This window comes from Paenibacillus sp. sgz302115 (assembly GCF_056120445.1).
This window is the reverse complement of the sequence record NZ_JBVYOK010000008.1, coordinates 116,161-133,319: the sequence shown is the minus strand read 5'-3', so window position 1 is coordinate 133,319 and position 17,159 is coordinate 116,161. Positions and strand designations below refer to the sequence as shown.

The following is a 17,159-nucleotide window of genomic DNA, read 5'->3' as shown; positions in this document are numbered from 1 at the left end:
TATTTTTGAGCTATACTGGTTAAATCTACGCTCACTGAAGCATAGTTCAAACATAACTTAGGCTTACCAAAACTTAAGAGTATGCTTTCGAAGTGAGTTTTGCGAAGTGATTCAAGAAGATTAGGCTTACCAAAACTTTAAGGGGGCAGCAAAGTGAAGTCCAAGAAAATCATCCCAAGTCTCATCATTATCGCCTTGCTTATGGCAGCCACTTACTGGTTCGAAGAGAAAGGACCGTCGCCTACCGGGCAGCCGTCCACAGGAAGCTCTGACGTGGTTCAGCTTGACTTTCCAAGCGACCGCTATCCAGAGACCGCCAAACACATCCAGGACGCAATCCGCAGCGGAGAATCCGCAGTCTGCACCATCGACCGGAAAGAGGCCGAGGAGAACCGCAAGGAATCCCTGAAAGGAGTACCGACCAAAAAAGGCTACGACCGCGACGAATGGCCGATGGCCATGTGTGAGGAAGGCGGTGCAGGAGCCGACATTGAATACATAACGCCAAGCGATAACCGCGGCGCAGGAAGCTGGGTTGGCAATCAGCTTGAGGAGCTGCCCGACGGAACGCGGGTAGAGTTCATGTTCAAATAGGCTACAGACCAAGTCCGGCCCCGGAGTGAATTTAATTTGTCCGCACGTCCGGGGACTCAACTAATCTCTCCAATGACCGCCGCCGTTACCGGAGAGATGTGGCTGTGGCTCGTGCTTTTCCCAGGCAAGCAGTATTACAGCAGTCTCCACAGGCAACGTTGGCAGCCACTGGATGTACTCCTCCCAAACCAGCTCCCGGCAGCCGGCTATTACTCCCGCTCTCGTCCGCCCGCTAAGCCGCATTAGCTCTGTCAAACTCGGCATCCTCCGGTAATGATTGCTGAAATGACACATAATCCGCAGCAGCTTGCGCGCCGTATCATCCAGCATGGCTCACCTTGACCTGTTTCCAGGCCAAAATGCTGTCCGCTCGAAAAACCCGTGGTCCTCCTGTACTTAGACAAGTAGCCCGGAGCAGCCCACCTTTATGCCCATGCACCTCTATTCTGCGCTGCGTAATCTTGCCCGCCTTGTCCTCGTATATGATTTCAATAACCTGACCGATCAGCTTTTCCATCTCTTTTGTGCTCACTTTAGCCCCATCCTTTCGATGAAACAGGAACATTTGTATGTATTATATGCGAACAAACGTTCTTTATGCAATAATACGCTAAGAAGGCGTAAAATGGGGGTGGTATATTATCCCAAATTCGGAGAGCCAGGGTGTTCTATATCTGTTACCGGGGGAAAAGGCTATACGGCCCCATGTCTGAGGCGGAAGCCTTGAAGGAATGGTTCGTACTTTCAGGAACAATCAAGGAATTATATATTATTGAAACTGACGCGCACACAGGTCGAACCAAACGCCAAATCGGACCTACATCCCGCAAAAAAAAGAAATAGCCCCATCTGGCATTAAGCCTGACAGGGCAGCATTCGCTAACAGCACAATTAGAAAATACAGGCGCTAGTGATAATTACCAGCAAAATGAACAAAACAAGAATCGCGCTTGTCGAAGTAAACGGGCTTACATAAGGAGTAGCTACTGGAGGACCTTGATTCACTCCACCGACGTTCCCGCAACCGCAACCATACTCTGCTCCCATTATTGAATTCCTCCTCTGTAATAATGACTACAGCACAGAATATGTAAAAGGCCAATTTGCCGTATGGGCCAATCGGTAAAGAAATACCCTTCACCTAATGAATCGAAGAAGTGCTGTCGATATACATTATGGAAGACTTTCACAGCACTAAGTAAGACAGAGGCTCACAAAACTTAGCGAATGCTTCCGAAGCGAGTTTTGTACGAAGAGATTTCTGGAGGCTATGCTCACAAAACTTTTAGGAGGTGCAGGATGGATATCGCCGCTTTATCCGTTTCGTTAGGCCAGGCATCGTTGCAGCAGGCTGTCGGGCTGCAGGTATTTAGCATCGCCAAAGATCAGGCTGAAGCTCAAGCTCAGAATATGACGCAAATGCTTGGGCAGAGCACGCATCCAAACTTAGGAAAAACACTTGATATTAAGGTTTAATTGATTTATCATTAGAGACATAAGAACACAGGTTCTCGTAACCACTAAGCCCTCTGGGCTTTTCTTTTGCCTATAAATACGAACACATGATCTTATATTGAGGTGAATAATATGTACTCCTATTATCAAATGACTACTCTGGAGAAGTGGACAGAGGATCTGTATGAGCGGCTGGACATCCGGCATCCGGCCCAAATATCCATTAAGCACATCTCTGAACGCCTGAATATCTGGGTTCATTATCTGGATGTAAGGAGCAAGTGTATCGAGGCTTCTGCCGGCATGTACAGTATGTTCCTCGACAGCCGTCTTCCCGCTGAGCTGCAGCGCCTCGAATTCCTGCATGAGCTCTGCCACCTGCTGCGCCATGCCGGGAGCCATACGTTAATGCCCGGGCATTTCAAACAAGACCAGGAGGATGAAGCCGAGCGTTTTATTCTTTATGCGGCAATGCCCTTCTCAATGATCTCCACCATGACCCTGCCTGAGCTACGTGAAGATGCTGTCAATGCGCTCGCAGCAGCTTTTCAGGTTCCTTGCGAGCTGGCTTTGCAGCGCATCGACCAGATCCAGCGGCGCGTGTTCCAGGGACAATTAATTGCCGTTATGGAAAGAAATGAAGATAGAAAATTAATCCACAGACATATTCGCTAAACGCCACGGAAATAATACAGGCATACACGTCATGAAATAAGCAACTCTAGGCTTAAGTTGAATTTATCCGTAAGGGGGAGCAGTATGGAGGCCAGCCAAGTTATCCAGCTATTAATGACCCACCCGGATTACAGCGTGGACGCAGTACACCCCGAAATCCCTGATTTTGTTGGCATTGCAACCATTGAAGTGGATCATGAAACCCAGACCTTTTCCATTTTGCTGCAGGAGCCCAATGAAGAGGATTAGAATGGTTGCATAGGAAGAGCACTTATATTTTACTCCTTCACAAAAAAGCGACCCCGCCGACACCCGGCAGGGTCAAAATGTATATTTAAGGGGATATGCATTTAATATAATCCCATTAGCTTAAGTTCTCATGAAATTCCGCTGAAGATAAGCTAAATCTTGTTCAAGGCTACGCACTTATGAATTGGATCACGCCAATCAAAAACAACACCAGAATCAATCCCAGTACAATCCACAGTATTGCTAAGGCCCATTTTTTACCGGTACGCGAAGACTTTGAGTAATTCTCTAATACATTAATACGGCGTTCCAGCTCCTGAATTTTCTCATCTTGCTCTGACATACGCAATCTTCCTCTCGATTAATGTGACTTGGAGGCATCTGCAAACCACTGTTCATGCAGCAGAGGCACTGTAATGCTATTGTCGATTTGACAGCAATACCTCACATCCTGTTCATACCCTCGCTCACGAAGCTCGCGCCCACTGGCAGATTCCCAGATCAGCTCCTGCAGGTTAGGTTCCGAGTATTCATAAGCTCCAATACAGACCTCCGCCTCGGGCGACTTGCTTCCGTGAAGCTGTGACAGAATCAGACCTGCAGCCAAATAATCTTCAATGCTGGGTCGCAGATTATTTTCTTGCTGGCTGACATCGATCCATTTCTCCCCGCAGGCGATCACAGTAATGTCTTTGTTCTGCTCCTGGCTGAACTGATTGGCAATCCGGGCAACAGCTGAGGCATTCAGCAAGCAGCCTATCAGAAGGGTAGGAACCTGTGAAGCTACGGATGTGCAGAGCGCCCCATTTACCGAGCATAATACAAAATTACGTGCCTGGTCTGCCGTTCCAAAAGATAAAGGTGACAGGGAATGCCCACCCTCTGTGACCGCTTCCGCTCTTCCCCATACGATCTCTGCATGTTTGGCTTTGGCAAAAGCTCTGGCTTCCTCATTAATCGGCGGCGGGAATGGAAATATTCTAGCTTGATGCTGGACCGCAGTCACCACCGTGGAAGAAAAGCTGAGCACATCCACGATAATTACAATATCCCCCCGCTGCGAAGCTGCACGTGCTCCTGTGGCCCCCCAATCCAGCTTGATCTCATAATTCGTCTGGTCAAAAAACAAGTCATTCCCTCCGTTCCTGTAAGAATTTCAGTCGTAGGGGATTATCCAATGTTTACATGTATTGTCGTTTTTATGCTCGGTCTATCCATTATCGCATTTGGCATATATGTGCGCAAACAACTTTTGGTATATCATATGAGCTATTTCAATCCGCAGCTTAGCCTTCTCTCATTAAAATTCTTTTTGCCATTATACTTAAATTAGCGTACATTCATCCGATATAGTTAATAGGTCTCATATTTCAAAAAATAAATCCGGGATTTTTAAATATTGAGGAGTGAAGATAATGCTAAAAGAACTAAAAATAGGGCTTGCAAAGAATCAAATGGTAAGCGTACATACAAAAGATGGGGATATAGTAATGGGGATTCCAGAGGATAGTTTTATGGAAACTAAAGTAAAGCTGCGGAATGGGCTGGCTGTTAGATACATACCTTACGATGACATTATTCATGTGATGAGAATAATACCTTTGCCGAAATATAAGTCCTCAAAACAGCAAAAACCCCTTGTTAGGCAAGGGGTTTAGTGAAGTGGGCAGCACAACACACCTCTGATCTTAAAATCCAGGACTAGGTCAAATTGGGTGATCGTTATTTGCTCTCGGTACCGTTTGGAGTACGCGAGTCTTTGGTCTGTCGGCTCCCACTCCTGCACTTCCAGCACTTATTCCGTATTCCGAGCTACTCCATAGCCTCGCTCACCGTAACTCCTCCCAATCTCATTTCGATAGTTATCATCTTTATTTCTACGGGAAAGCTCATTTTGGTTGCTAACGAAAAAACACCTCCGATGTTATCTCCCTATCTTACGACAAGGTTCCATTCTCTTGAAGGTGTTTTGATTTGTCTCACGTTATGGGGGCAGTCCCAATAAGGTTAACGGGGATATTCCTAATCTAATAATCTATTTTTGCATCTTAAATATTATATTGTTGTTATTATCTAATCCTATGATATTCCCAATGCTAACTTGAGTATTAAGTGGTAAAGTTCGAACATCTAAATAACTTCTTTTTGTTGCATTTAACTTCATAATTACATTGTTTTTGTCGCTATATTTAATTAACAACATATCTATAGATTTATTATTTATCATACCTGATATAGTTTTGAATTTGTAATCTGAATTTTTTAATTCTCCAACCAACATTAGTTTGGTAACTTCACTTTTAGTATCAACAACGGTATCTTCTTCTAGAAGAACTTGAGATTCATTTTGATTTTTGTAAATATAACTAATCCCTTCATGCTTTTTGTTATTATGCATGAAATAGAATTGGGCGAAAATATGATTATCTAGATAATTTTTAATATCCAAAATAACAAAACTGTCAATCGAACTATATTTGCCAGTCAAAAATGATTTGAGCAAGGCTTCATACTTTATATCCGAACTATCAGACACCTCAAGGGCGGTTTGCTCGGGTAAGCTTTTTTTCTCACTACAGCTAGTTAGGCTTATTATAGCTAGAATTAAAAATAAGTATATCTTCAGTCTATTCATAGGTTCTCCTGTGAAGAAAGGAGGAGGATAGCCCCTCCCCCCACCTTATTCTTATTTGTAAGTACCGGCGTAATGATCAACATACGACCAACCATCAACTTCTGTTATTGCATATTGATGCCACTGTGCACCTGCATTAACATAAATGGATAGTATACCCCAAGTCGCACTGAACGAACCGCTTACTTGAAATTGAACATCCATATAGCCCTGTACTTTTCCATTAGTGCCTGTTCCAGACTTTCTAGGATGGTTCGGAGATTCACTAGCTATGGTGACAACGCCATAAGATGCACCAGCACCACTATCGGAGAGAGGAGATACACTGAAGTTATATACTGCTGACTCTCCGCTACCAGTAACCACACCATACCATTGCCATTGAAAAACATCATTTAGCTTTGAATAGCCAGCTCCTGATGAAAATGACCATTCAGTCTTTGAAGTTATTTGTCTTACCTGCCCACTTGGCCATCCGTTGTTATAAAGAACACTAGGCTCAGTATCAATGAGACTTATACTATTCCAAGGTCCTGAAATATATGGGGTTGTGGAAAGAGTTGTGACAGCAGGAGCTTTGGAGGCACCATTTATACCGCTATTTATTCTTGCTATTTCTTCAGGAGAAAAAACACTAACTATTTTAGAGTTATCCGTTTCTACTATATTTTCGACGGTCGAGCTAATACGACTTCCATCTGGATACTCCATGGAAAAAGTTTGATCTGGGCTATCTGCTTCCTTAAAAAGGCTTACCAAATTTTGCAGATCAGATACACCTTCAAATCTAAGTCGTATTTCTGAAGATAACGCTGTTTTTAATGCATCAGGATTTAGTGCTAAAACTTCTTGTTGGAACTCCTTCTTGTTTAGCCTTACATAATCATCTGAGAAAGTCGTATTTGTAGACTTATTTTTTGGAAGTTCATAATTAATACCCTGCTTTTCCATTTCCTTAACCAGTTTATCAAGCTTTGCATAATAAATGGCATCTTCCAGAGAGATATTAGGATCTTTGATGATATCGTTGACAATTGATTGGTCATAGTTGTCGAGATTAATATGTAAGTCTTTAATACTTTTACTAGAATCAGCGTAAATATTAGGAGAAAGTGATAGTCCCAAGGCTAAAACCACTGTAAAAACGAAACCTTTTTTCATAAACATTACATCTGCCTCCCGAAATTTAGTGAAAAACTTACAAAATTAAATAACTACAACTTTTTCTATTTTTATCAACACACTCCTTTGAAACATCATGTAACCATCCATTATTATACATATATTTTCCAAATAAATCTATAATATCTCATATTTTTTCAACTTCAACCTAATTAACCCTATTGAGAGACCTGTATTCAGATAAGGAATATTCTATCGAGTGTTTCTGCCAACTGGTGACTGGTGAGGAAAAGGAGTTTGTTCATGGGGTTATATAAGTAACTGTTACTTGCCAAGATTCGAAGAAATAATTTGTAAAAGAATAGAGACATCCTTGTGTTCCCTTGTACGTTTCGTTCGTTATGCACGCGGTATACAGTTCAACTTCGGCTGTAACAGTCCGTGGTTTCCGGTGGTTCGGCGCGTGTATGATGCTTTCACCTGAATGGAATATTTCAACAACTAGCTCCCAGGTCTTGTCAACGACAAGGCTTGTTCCCGTGTCAAAACTTATACTTCTGAGGGAATAGAAAACCGTTACCACGCACCTCAGTTACAAAAAAAATCTATAATTTGAAATGCGTAAATCTGGCATCACGGATTCAGGTATTTTACAGAAACCCTAATCTGCCCCTCTCAGAAACAAGAGGAACCCCAAACACAGCAAAAACCCCTTGCTAGGCAAGGGGTTTAGTGAAGTGGGCCCTACAGGACTCGAACCTGTGACCAATCGGTTATGAGCCGACCGCTCTAACCAACTGAGCTAAGGGCCCGGATCTAGGATTCCGTATATACAATGGCTGTCTGGAAAATAAATTGGTTGCGGGGGCAGGATTTGAACCTGCGGCCTTCGGGTTATGAGCCCGACGAGCTACCGGGCTGCTCCACCCCGCGTCAGTAATCATATTCAAACAGCGACAATAGATAATATACATCATATCCGGGGTTAAAGTCAAGGATGATTTTGGTTAATGTGATCAGGGAAGAAAGCGTACCCCATAACGGCCCTTGCGCGAACGATAAATTTCCACAAAACGCGGGTCATGATAGCCGTATATCCAGCCGTCCTGCTCCAGTCTTTTAGCCAGGCAGCCTGCTTGAAACCTCGTCCTGAACAGCTTTGCGAAGTATATCCAATTCATGATGCCTTCTTCTCCTTTTTCGCAAAATTAAGGTCCCTCTGGTTCTAAAGATATCATGCCCATTTTCCCAAAAATAAGCCGCCGGAATCCGGCGGCGGCTGTGTAATTTATGGGTGTGTTATTTTTTCGTCTCGCTTTTCTCAGGCCAGCTCTTATAAAGATCAAAGTACTTATTAGGGTCCTTCTGCAGCGTTTTCAGCATGAGATTGCCCTGCTTCTCCCAGGCTTGAAGCGCACTGGCGACAGTTCGTTTGCCTTGATAAACCTCAGTGAATAATATTTGCCCGGCATCGTTGATCTGGGTGATTCCGGGAAGGCGCGCCTGCAGACTGTCCATCGCCGGGTCATTTGCCGGCAGCGGCTTCTGGTTGTAGAACGGGGCAAGATCCAGACTCTTTTCCGGGGATTTATTATAATCTTTGCGCGCGGTCAGCTCGTAACGGTTATGGGCTTTGATTTTGGCGACCTCGTTGCTGTTGACGAATTTGATCAGATCCCAGGCATCCTCTTTGTTCTGCGCCATTGTATTGATCGCCATCAGGCTGCCAAGCGAGGTTCCCATAGCTACTCCGGGCTTTTCGGCAAAGGTAGGTACTGTAACGATGCCCCAGTCTACAGGCTGGAAGTTTTTAATGATGGATGCATTCCTATTGGCTGCCGTAATCTCATAGATGTAATTGTAATCCGCAACTACCATTGCAGCTCTGCTGGTCAGAAACAGGTCACCAGCTAAGGGAGTAACCTCATTCGGGTAGATAATCTCGCGCAAGCCGGGAACGATCTGTTTTTTTACTAAATTACTGTAGTCGGTCCAGGCCTTGCTCCAGGCGGGAGTATTCACGGTCATTTTTCCGCCTTTATTATCATACATCGCAAGCTGAAGCGGAGAAAGGTAGCTCTGCATATCCCAGAAGGGATCACCCGAGAAGCGGTTCATGGCTAATCCGTAGATGCGGTCTTTGACGTCTCCGGGACCCTTGGTGACCTTTGCCGCGACCGAGAACAATTTCTCCCAGGTCATCCCGTTCTCAGGGTATGCCACTCCGGCAGCATCGAATATCTTTTTATTGTAATATAGTGCACTTGATGTAAAGGCAGGCCCCAGCGCATACAGACTCCCCCTGCCCAATTCACGTATCCCCTCCAGAACCGTCGGGGCCATATTGCTGAGATCGTAATGATCACGGTCAATCAAAGGCTGCAGCGACTCTACCAGATTACCGTCAGCCATTCTCTTAAGCAGCGTACTGTCGCCGATAACCACATCCACCGGCTTATCACCGCCCATGATGGCCCGCATACTGGCCAGATTATCCTGACCCGCCTGGAGATTTTGGGAGTCAAAGCGTAGCTTATCTGTATCAATGGCCGTAACGAACTCCAGTTTGACCTCGGGATGCTGCAGCTCATAGAGATCGGTAAACTGCTGGCGGAAATAATTGTCGTCCTCCCCGCTCCACAAGCTCCCGATACGCAGCACCCGCTGGCCTTCAGAGACCTTGGAGCCCTCGGCGGCGACACTAATCCCCCCTGCAGATGTCAGCGGCAGCACAAGCGCCGTACAGATGCCAAGTGACAGCCAGCGTTTGGTTGCCGCCCTGATTCCCTTACTATTCATGTAAAAATCCCCTCCCGGCAAAATTCGTTCTCTCCCTTAACGGAAATGAACCTTTCCTATATTTAGCATTATAAAGATTTGTGCGGGCGGGGAAGTTACAGGCAGTTTAAAGATACACTACGATTTCTTCATAGGATGGGGGAGAGGGAGTAAGGTATTGAGGTGGGAGTCAGGGACAATCTTCCGTATATTATCAAAAAAATCCCCACCGAGGTGAGGATTTGAAGAGTGCTTATTCTTTGATATTATACGCCAAAGGACGCAGGATCTTTGCGCCACGCTTGCAACAGCGCTACATCTGAATCAGCAATAGTGCCTTGGGCGAGCGCCACATCAATCAGGGTTGTGTAGTTGGAGAGGGTCTGCAGCGGCACACCGGCAGCGGCGAAGGCTTCAGTGGCACGGTCCAGCTCATAGCTGAAAATAGCCAGCACGACCAGCGGAATGCCTCCCGCTTCCTGAACGGCCTGAGCAGCCTTGATCGAGCTGCCGCCCGTGGAGATCAGGTCTTCGATCACGATGACCTTTTGGCCTGGCTTGATCAAGCCTTCAATCTGGTTCTGTTTGCCGTGGCCTTTGGCTTTGTCACGGATGTAGGCCATCGGCAGGTTCAGCTTGTCAGCCACCCAGGCAGCATGCGGAATGCCGGCGGTAGCCGTGCCTGCAATTACTTCGGCTTCCGGGTAAGTGCTGGCAATCGTCTCAACGAAGGCATCGGCAATATAGCCGCGTACTTCCGGAAAGGACAGCGTCAGGCGGTTATCACAATAGATTGGCGATTTAATGCCGGAGGTCCAGGTAAAAGGGTCCTGCGGGCGCAGCGCCACCGCACCGATCTTCAGCAGGTAACGGGCAACTTGTTCACTTTTATTCAATAATGGGCTCATGCTTGGCTCATCTCCTCAATAATGGTAAGTGCGGCCTGGCGCGGGTCCGCCGCCGCTGTAATCGGACGTCCGACAACCAGGAAGTGGCTGCCCTGACGGATGGCTTGACCTGGAGTCATTACGCGGGACTGGTCATCCAGCGAAGCGCCTGCCGGACGAATTCCCGGTGTTACTGTGCGGAATTCCGGTCCGCAAGCTGCGGCAATCACTGCCGATTCCTGCGGCGAAGCCACCACGCCGTGCAGGCCAGCCTCAGCCGCGAGCTTGGCGTAGCGCACAACGGTATCTGTAACCGTGCCGTCAATACCGATCTCGGCATTCATCATCTCCTGGCTGGTGCTCGTAAGCTGGGTTACCGCGATAATGAGCGGAAGCTGCAGCGACGGATGCAGGCTGACTGCCTTCGATGCACCTTCCAGCGCCGCCGCCATCATTGTTTTTCCTCCAGCAGCGTGAACGTTGAACATATCCACTCCCAGCAGCGTCAGGCTCTCCGCTCCGCCGCGTACGGTATTGGGGATATCATGCATTTTGACATCGAGAAATACGGAATAGCCGCGCGCCTTCAGCTCTCTGATAAAGTCAGGTCCAGCCGCATAGAAAAGCTGCATGCCAACCTTCATATAACAAGGAATGCCTTCCAGCTTCTCGATCAAAAGTCTGGCCTGGGCCACATCCGGCACATCGAGGGCGACCATTAGGCGTCCTGCCATTTCCTTATGCTTCCCGACTTGCTGATCCTCTTCTTTTGCCATAGTACTACCCGCTCCTAACCCATGCGGCACACCGCACGGCTTGTTGATAAAAAATAAAGTATCCCAAGGCCCCGGGCACAGCGGAACGGTCTGCGCTAACGCAAACCGTTCCCGTTATCCCGCCTGTAGAGGCCGGGCTATGCTTCGATAGATTATTGTCCGACAAAGGCCGGCATCGACTGCGACGAGAAGTTGATCGTCTGCAGCATTCTCAGCAGCGCGGTCACGGTATCAAGCGAAGTCATACATACGACGCCGTTCTCCACCGCTTCCCGGCGGATGCGGAAGCCGTCACGCTCCGGCGTTTTGCCTTTGGTCAAGGTATTGAAGACGAAGTTGGCTTGCCCGCCGCGAATCAGATCGAGGATGGTCGGCTCTCCTTCATCCAGCTTGTTGACGTTCATCACGTTCAGGCCTGCCTGTTCGAGGGCAAGCGCTGTGCCGCCGGTGGCAATGATTTTGTAGCCCATGGCGTGGAAGCCTTTCATCAGCTCTACCGCTTCCGCTTTGTCTTTGTCCGCTACCGTAACGATGATGGCGCCGGTTGCCGGAATCTTCATTCCTGCACCGATCAAGCCTTTATACAGCGCTTTGGCGTACAGCTTGTCGCGGCCCATAACCTCGCCGGTCGATTTCATTTCCGGTCCGAGTGTAGGCTCTACTCTGCGCAGCTTGGCAAAAGAGAACACCGGCACTTTTACCGACACATAGTCGCTCTCAGGCCAGAGGCCCTCTGTATACCCGTCTTCCTTCAGCTTGCCGCCGAGAATGACCTTGGTGGCAAGATTAGCCATTGGAATGCCTGTTACCTTACTCAGGAAAGGAACCGTACGCGAGGAGCGCGGGTTAACTTCGATGACATACACTTCATTTTGATAGATAACAAACTGGATATTCACCAGCCCGATGGTCTTCAGTTCTTTGGCGATCTTGATGGTGATGTCCGCAATCTTCTGCTTCAGGTCTTCATTCAGATACTGTGGCGGATATACGGCGATGGAGTCGCCAGAGTGAACCCCTGCGCGTTCTACATGCTCCATAATGCCCGGGATAACCACCGTCTCACCGTCGCAGATGGCATCAACCTCAACCTCTTTACCGAGCATATAACGGTCGATCAGGACCGGATGCTCCGGATTGACCTTCACCGCTTCAGCCATGTAGCTCAGCAGCTCAGCATCGTTGTAGACAATTTCCATTGCACGGCCGCCCAGCACGTAGGAAGGACGGACCAGAACCGGATAACCGAGAGATTGCGCAGTTTCTACGGCCTCGTCGATGTTGATGACCGTCTTGCCCTTAGGTTGGGCGATATCCAGACGGGCCAGCAGCGCTTCGAACTTCTTGCGGTCCTCGGCTTCGTCGATGCTGTCCAGGCTGGTGCCCAGAATATTCACACCCGCAGCGGCCAGCGGTGCAGCAAGGTTAATTGCCGTCTGTCCGCCGAACTGTACGATAACGCCAATTGGCTTCTCCTGGGCGATTACGTTCATAACATCCTCGAAGAACAGCGGCTCAAAATACAACCGGTCCGAGGTATTGAAATCCGTAGACACAGTCTCTGGATTATTATTGATAATTACGGCTTCATAGCCGGCATTTTGGATTGCCCATACCGCATGCACTGTAGAGTAGTCAAATTCAATCCCCTGGCCGATGCGGATCGGACCGGAGCCGAGCACGACTACCTTCTGCTTGTCGGAATGAATAACCTCATTCTCCGTCTCATAAGTCGAGTAGTAGTACGGTGTGGAAGCTTCGAACTCGGCTGCGCAGGTGTCTACCATTTTGAAAACAGGAGTCAGCCCTTGCTGCAGGCGCAGCTCGCGAACGTCGGATTCCTGTGTCTGCTTAAGGCCGGAACGGCCCTCTGAGCGAATCTCAGCAATCGCCCGGTCGGTGAAGCCCTTGCGCTTCGCTTGATAGAGTGTCTCCGCCGACAGCGTTTCTTCGCTGCGGAGCACCTCTTCAAAGTTCACCAGCCCTTCGATCTTGGAAAGGAACCACCAGTCCACACTTGTGATATCCTGAATCTCCTGCAGATCATAACCGCGGCGGAACGCCTCGGCGATCAGGAACAGGCGCTCATCGTCTGCCTTCGCCAGTCTTGTGCGCAGCACGCTGTCCTCCAGCTTCTCTGCACCCGGGAGGCGGAAGCGGTGAAGGCCGATTTCCAAAGAGCGGATAGCCTTGTGAATCGACTCTTCAAAGGTACGGCCAATCGCCATTACCTCACCGGTCGCCTTCATCTGCGTGCCCAGCTTGCGGTTCGCATAGATGAACTTGTCGAACGGCCAGCGCGGAATTTTGCTGACGATATAGTCCAGGGTCGGCTCGAAGCAGGCATACGTCTGGCCGGTAACCGGATTAACGATTTCATCCAGCGTATAGCCGAGGGCGATTTTGGCCGCCATTTTAGCAATCGGGTAGCCGGTCGCCTTGGACGCCAATGCCGAGGAGCGGCTGACACGCGGGTTCACTTCAATGACATAATATTGATAGCTCTGCGGGTCCAGCGCGAACTGCACATTACAGCCGCCTTCGATATTCAGCGCACGGATAATCTTCAGCGAAGCGCTGCGCAGCATTTGATATTCACGGTCGGACAAGGTCTGGCTTGGCGCTACAACGATACTGTCGCCTGTGTGCACGCCGACCGGATCGAAGTTCTCCATGTTGCAGACCACGATACAGTTGTCGTTCGCATCGCGCATAACCTCATATTCAACTTCCTTCATGCCGGCGATGCTCTTCTCCACCAGACATTGGCCAATCGGGCTGTAGCGGATACCCGCTTTGACGGTTTCGCGCAGCTCATCTTCGTTGTCGCAAATCCCGCCGCCGGTTCCGCCCAGCGTGTAGGCAGGCCGCACGATCAGCGGATAGCCGATTCCGGCTGCGAAGTCCATAGCTTCTTCCACACTCGTGATAATCGTGCTCTCCGGTACAGGCTGCTCCAGCTCACGCATCAGTTCGCGGAACAGATCACGGTCCTCCGCCTTCTCGATGGACTCTAGCTGCGTACCCAGGAGCTTCACATTCTCCTGCTCCAGTACGCCTGCACGCGCCAGCTCCACAGCCATATTCAGGCCGGTCTGTCCGCCCAGGGTCGGCAGCAAGCCGTCCGGACGCTCCTGGCGGATAATTCCAGTAACGAATTCAAGGGTAATCGGCTCGATGTATACCTTGTCGGCCATATTGGTATCGGTCATAATTGTGGCCGGGTTGCTGTTGATCAGCACAACCTCCACGCCTTCTTCTTTGAGGGCCTGGCAGGCCTGTGTTCCGGCATAGTCGAACTCGGCGGCTTGGCCGATGACAATCGGCCCGGAGCCGATGACGAGGATCTTTTTAAGCTTATCGTTCTTTGGCATGTTATAGAGCTCCTTTCACGGCTTCAAGCTGCGGTGTAATGGTTGGGGCCGTGATTCTGGCGTTAGCCGCAAGCTGCGCCTGTCTAGTAACGGCAGGTCTTTTGGCTTTATGGTCGGCAATCATTTGCAGGAAACGGTCGAATAAATAACTGCTGTCATGCGGTCCCGGTGCCGCTTCCGGATGGTACTGCACGGAAAATGCGGGGTAGCGGGTATGCTTCAAGCCTTCAATGGTCTTGTCATTGTTGTTAATATGTGTAACTTCAAGCTCGGTGCTCTTCACGGATTCCTCGTTAACCGTGTAGCCGTGGTTCTGCGAGGTAATGAAGCAGCGTCCGCTCTCTAGCTCCTTCACCGGATGGTTACCGCCGCGGTGGCCGAATTTAAGCTTTTCTGTATCCGCGCCACAAGCGAGTGCGAACAATTGATGGCCCAGGCAGATCCCGAAGATTGGATATTCACCGAGCAGCTCGGAAATTGTCTTCACAGCATGAGGGACATCTTTCGGGTCCCCAGGGCCGTTGGAGAGCTGAATGCCATCCGGGTTCAGGCGGCGGATCTCATCAGCTGTTACATCATGCGGCACGACAACGACATCACAGCCGCGGTTGTTCAGCTCGCGCAGGATACCCGTCTTTGCGCCGTAATCGACAAGCACGATCCGTTCCTTGGTGCCCGGGCTGCTGTAGGTTGTAGTGGTAGAAGTGCGGGCAACCTGGTTGCGCAGCTCTTCAATTGAAGTGTCGCCCATCATCTCCATCAGCTCTTCCACACGTTTGTTAGAAGTGGTCAGAATTGCTTTCATAGTGCCGTAGTGGCGGATAATGCGGGTCAGCATCCGTGTATCAATCTCGCTGATTCCGGGAATGCCGTATTCCTTCAGCAAGTCGTCCACACTGTATTCAGCGCGCCAGTTGCTTGGAACAGCCTCATGGCGTCGTACGACAAAGCCGTGCACAAAGGGACGAACCGATTCAAAGTCATCCCGGGTAATGCCGTAGTTTCCGATCAGCGGATAAGTCATTGTGACGATCTGTCCGCAGTAGGAAGGGTCTGACAGCACCTCCTGATAACCTGTAATCCCTGTGTTAAAAACAACCTCGCCCGTCTTTTCGCCTTCCGCACCAAATGCGGTGCCTGTAAACAGCGTACCGTCCTGTAGCAGCAATCTTGCCTGCATTCCCTTCCACTCCTTCTTGGTTCTGTAGTCTGATGCTTATGTCTTCCATGTCTGCCGGAGTGTGCGCGCGAAAATGCCGCTGTATGTTCACCTGCCCCATACAGCCGGCAGCTCCGCTCCACCAGTCCGTCAGTTATTCTTCAGTCCATACGGCTCGGCCGTCTACCCATGTCTTAACCGGCCAGCCTTTAAGCTTCCATCCGCCAAAAGGAGTGTTGCGCCCTTTGCTCGCAAACGAAGCAGGATCTACTTCCTTCTCTGTCGTCAGATCAATCAGTGTCAAGTCCGCTGGTGCGCCAACCGTAAGGCTGCCTGTGTTCAGCCGGAAAACCCGGGCCGGATCAGCCGTCATGCGCTGTACCAGCAGCGACAGGTCCCATTTGCCTGTTGCCACAAAAGCTGTGTACAGCAGCGGGAATGCCGTCTCAAAGCCGACGATGCCGAACGGCGCAAGCTGCATGCCCTTGGCCTTCTCTTCTTCACTGTGCGGCGCATGGTCAGTGACGATGATATCAATCGTGCCGTCCAGCAGACCGGCGATGCAGGCCTCTACATCGCGGCGCGAGCGCAGCGGCGGGTTCATTTTCCAATTGGCGTCCATGCCGGGAATGTCTTCCTCTGAGAGCAGCAGATGATGCGGGCATACCTCAGCGGTTACCTTAATGCCGATCTCCTTCGCCTGGCGGATCAGCCGGACAGATTGCTCTGTGCTGACATGGCAGACATGGTAGTGAACACCTGTTGCTTCAGCAAGCAGAATATCGCGGCCGACATGAATCGCTTCCGACTCATTAGGAATTCCCTTCAGCCCGTGCTTGTCGGCAAAAGTGCCTTCGGCTACCGCGCAGCCCTCAACCAGCGAGTTGTCCTCGCAGTGGGCAATTACCGGCATATCCATCCCCGCGGCGATCTTCATCGCATCCTTCATCATCTGGGCGCTTTGCACGCCTACCCCATCATCCGTGAACCCGATTGCACCAGCCTCCTTCAAGGCGGCAAAATCAGTCAGCTCACGTCCAAGCTCATTCTTGGTAATCGCTGCATACGGCAGCACCTTCACAAGTCCTGCTTCACGCGCTTTATCCTTCACGAACTGCACAATCTCCGGGCTATCCGTTACCGGCCGCGTGTTCGGCATACAAGCAATTGTCGTAAAGCCGCCCTTGGCAGCCGAACGGGCCCCGGTCTCCACCGTTTCCTTATGCTCAAAGCCAGGCTCGCGCAGATGCACATGCATATCAATCAGTCCCGGAATCAGCAGCTTGCCATTAGCGTCAATGATCTCTCCTGCTTCGTCTACAGCCTCGATTTCGCTCTCGATTGCGGAGATAATCCCATCCTGCACTACGATATGTTTGCGCTCCAGCACGCCTTTCTCATTCAGTACACTGGCATTCTTGATGATCACGGTTCTGATTCTCCTTCTACCCGCAG

Annotated in this window: 19 protein-coding genes and 2 tRNA genes; 5 read left to right on the top strand and 16 right to left on the bottom strand. The window is 49.4% G+C overall.

The window, feature by feature from the left end; all coding sequences use genetic code 11:
- The first annotated feature begins 153 nt into the window (after nucleotides 1–153).
- Nucleotides 154–594, top strand: a complete 441-nt coding sequence (locus AC0LWN_RS17095; RefSeq protein WP_474667311.1) for a NucA/NucB deoxyribonuclease domain-containing protein — start codon at nucleotides 154–156, stop codon at nucleotides 592–594.
- Nucleotides 595–654: 60 nt separating this feature from the next.
- Here the strand turns inward: AC0LWN_RS17095 and AC0LWN_RS17090 are convergent, their stop codons facing one another.
- The 3 genes from AC0LWN_RS17090 to AC0LWN_RS17080 form a co-directional block, all read right to left on the bottom strand.
- The gene (locus AC0LWN_RS17090; protein WP_474667309.1) at nucleotides 655–849 is read right to left on the bottom strand and encodes a hypothetical protein; all 195 of its coding nucleotides are present in this window, start codon (nucleotides 847–849) and stop codon (nucleotides 655–657) included.
- A 64-nt stretch (nucleotides 850–913) separates the two neighbouring features.
- Nucleotides 914–1,111 (bottom strand): hypothetical protein, encoded by a 198-nt coding sequence (locus AC0LWN_RS17085; protein WP_458963915.1) that lies wholly within the window; start codon nucleotides 1,109–1,111, stop codon nucleotides 914–916.
- A gap of 374 nt (nucleotides 1,112–1,485) precedes the next feature.
- On the bottom strand, nucleotides 1,486–1,641 hold the full coding sequence (locus AC0LWN_RS17080; RefSeq protein ID WP_156830071.1) for a hypothetical protein: 156 nt from the start codon (nucleotides 1,639–1,641) through the stop codon (nucleotides 1,486–1,488).
- A gap of 252 nt (nucleotides 1,642–1,893) precedes the next feature.
- Here AC0LWN_RS17080 and AC0LWN_RS17075 point away from each other — a divergent pair, with 252 nt between their 5' ends.
- From AC0LWN_RS17075 to AC0LWN_RS17065, 3 genes are all read left to right on the top strand, one after another.
- A complete protein-coding gene (locus AC0LWN_RS17075) occupies nucleotides 1,894–2,070 on the top strand; it encodes a YjfB family protein (RefSeq protein ID WP_474667307.1) in 177 nt (58 codons plus the stop codon).
- Between the two features lie 111 nt (nucleotides 2,071–2,181).
- Nucleotides 2,182–2,724, top strand: coding sequence for an ImmA/IrrE family metallo-endopeptidase (locus tag AC0LWN_RS17070; RefSeq protein WP_474667305.1), 543 nt, complete (start codon nucleotides 2,182–2,184; stop codon nucleotides 2,722–2,724).
- Between the two features lie 84 nt (nucleotides 2,725–2,808).
- Entirely contained in the window at nucleotides 2,809–2,973 is a 165-nt protein-coding gene (locus AC0LWN_RS17065) for a hypothetical protein (RefSeq protein WP_474667303.1), read from the top strand.
- Nucleotides 2,974–3,142: 169 nt separating this feature from the next.
- On the opposite strand, the gene AC0LWN_RS17060 is transcribed toward AC0LWN_RS17065, so the two are convergent.
- Nucleotides 3,143–3,316 carry a hypothetical protein gene (locus tag AC0LWN_RS17060; RefSeq protein ID WP_474667301.1) on the bottom strand — a complete coding sequence of 58 codons (174 nt, stop codon included), beginning with the start codon at nucleotides 3,314–3,316 and terminating at the stop codon, nucleotides 3,143–3,145.
- Nucleotides 3,317–3,334: 18 nt separating this feature from the next.
- Nucleotides 3,335–4,102 carry a 2-phosphosulfolactate phosphatase gene (locus tag AC0LWN_RS17055; protein ID WP_474667299.1) on the bottom strand — a complete coding sequence of 256 codons (768 nt, stop codon included), beginning with the start codon at nucleotides 4,100–4,102 and terminating at the stop codon, nucleotides 3,335–3,337.
- A 286-nt stretch (nucleotides 4,103–4,388) separates the two neighbouring features.
- Here AC0LWN_RS17055 and AC0LWN_RS17050 point away from each other — a divergent pair, with 286 nt between their 5' ends.
- Nucleotides 4,389–4,631 (top strand): hypothetical protein, encoded by a 243-nt coding sequence (locus AC0LWN_RS17050; protein ID WP_474667297.1) that lies wholly within the window; start codon nucleotides 4,389–4,391, stop codon nucleotides 4,629–4,631.
- 377 nt (nucleotides 4,632–5,008) lie between these two features.
- Here the strand turns inward: AC0LWN_RS17050 and AC0LWN_RS17045 are convergent, their stop codons facing one another.
- The 11 genes from AC0LWN_RS17045 to pyrC all read right to left on the bottom strand — a co-directional run bounded on the left by AC0LWN_RS17045 (nucleotide 5,009) and on the right by pyrC (nucleotide 17,133).
- The gene (locus AC0LWN_RS17045; RefSeq protein ID WP_474667295.1) at nucleotides 5,009–5,608 is read right to left on the bottom strand and encodes a hypothetical protein; all 600 of its coding nucleotides are present in this window, start codon (nucleotides 5,606–5,608) and stop codon (nucleotides 5,009–5,011) included.
- Between the two features lie 51 nt (nucleotides 5,609–5,659).
- On the bottom strand, nucleotides 5,660–6,775 hold the full coding sequence (locus AC0LWN_RS17040; protein ID WP_474667293.1) for a hypothetical protein: 1,116 nt from the start codon (nucleotides 6,773–6,775) through the stop codon (nucleotides 5,660–5,662).
- Between the two features lie 693 nt (nucleotides 6,776–7,468).
- Nucleotides 7,469–7,542, bottom strand: a tRNA-Ile gene (locus tag AC0LWN_RS17035).
- Between the two features lie 44 nt (nucleotides 7,543–7,586).
- Nucleotides 7,587–7,663: transfer RNA gene (locus tag AC0LWN_RS17030), tRNA-Met, on the bottom strand.
- 83 nt (nucleotides 7,664–7,746) lie between these two features.
- Nucleotides 7,747–7,911 (bottom strand): hypothetical protein, encoded by a 165-nt coding sequence (locus AC0LWN_RS17025; RefSeq protein WP_019909365.1) that lies wholly within the window; start codon nucleotides 7,909–7,911, stop codon nucleotides 7,747–7,749.
- A gap of 118 nt (nucleotides 7,912–8,029) precedes the next feature.
- Nucleotides 8,030–9,529: an extracellular solute-binding protein gene (locus AC0LWN_RS17020; RefSeq protein ID WP_474667291.1), complete on the bottom strand. Its 1,500-nt coding sequence runs from the start codon at nucleotides 9,527–9,529 to the stop codon at nucleotides 8,030–8,032.
- A gap of 245 nt (nucleotides 9,530–9,774) precedes the next feature.
- Nucleotides 9,775–10,416: an orotate phosphoribosyltransferase gene (gene pyrE, locus AC0LWN_RS17015; RefSeq protein WP_474667289.1), complete on the bottom strand. Its 642-nt coding sequence runs from the start codon at nucleotides 10,414–10,416 to the stop codon at nucleotides 9,775–9,777.
- The gene (gene pyrF, locus AC0LWN_RS17010; RefSeq protein WP_474667287.1) at nucleotides 10,413–11,171 is read right to left on the bottom strand and encodes an orotidine-5'-phosphate decarboxylase; all 759 of its coding nucleotides are present in this window, start codon (nucleotides 11,169–11,171) and stop codon (nucleotides 10,413–10,415) included. Before pyrF ends, pyrE begins: the two co-directional genes overlap by 4 nt.
- 152 nt (nucleotides 11,172–11,323) lie before the next feature.
- Nucleotides 11,324–14,545, bottom strand: coding sequence for a carbamoyl-phosphate synthase large subunit (carB, locus tag AC0LWN_RS17005; protein WP_474667285.1), 3,222 nt, complete (start codon nucleotides 14,543–14,545; stop codon nucleotides 11,324–11,326).
- A gap of 1 nt (nucleotide 14,546) precedes the next feature.
- On the bottom strand, nucleotides 14,547–15,725 hold the full coding sequence (gene carA / locus AC0LWN_RS17000; protein WP_474667283.1) for a glutamine-hydrolyzing carbamoyl-phosphate synthase small subunit: 1,179 nt from the start codon (nucleotides 15,723–15,725) through the stop codon (nucleotides 14,547–14,549).
- A 133-nt stretch (nucleotides 15,726–15,858) separates the two neighbouring features.
- Nucleotides 15,859–17,133, bottom strand: coding sequence for a dihydroorotase (pyrC, locus tag AC0LWN_RS16995; protein WP_474667281.1), 1,275 nt, complete (start codon nucleotides 17,131–17,133; stop codon nucleotides 15,859–15,861).
- Between the last annotated feature and the right edge of the window lie 26 nt (nucleotides 17,134–17,159).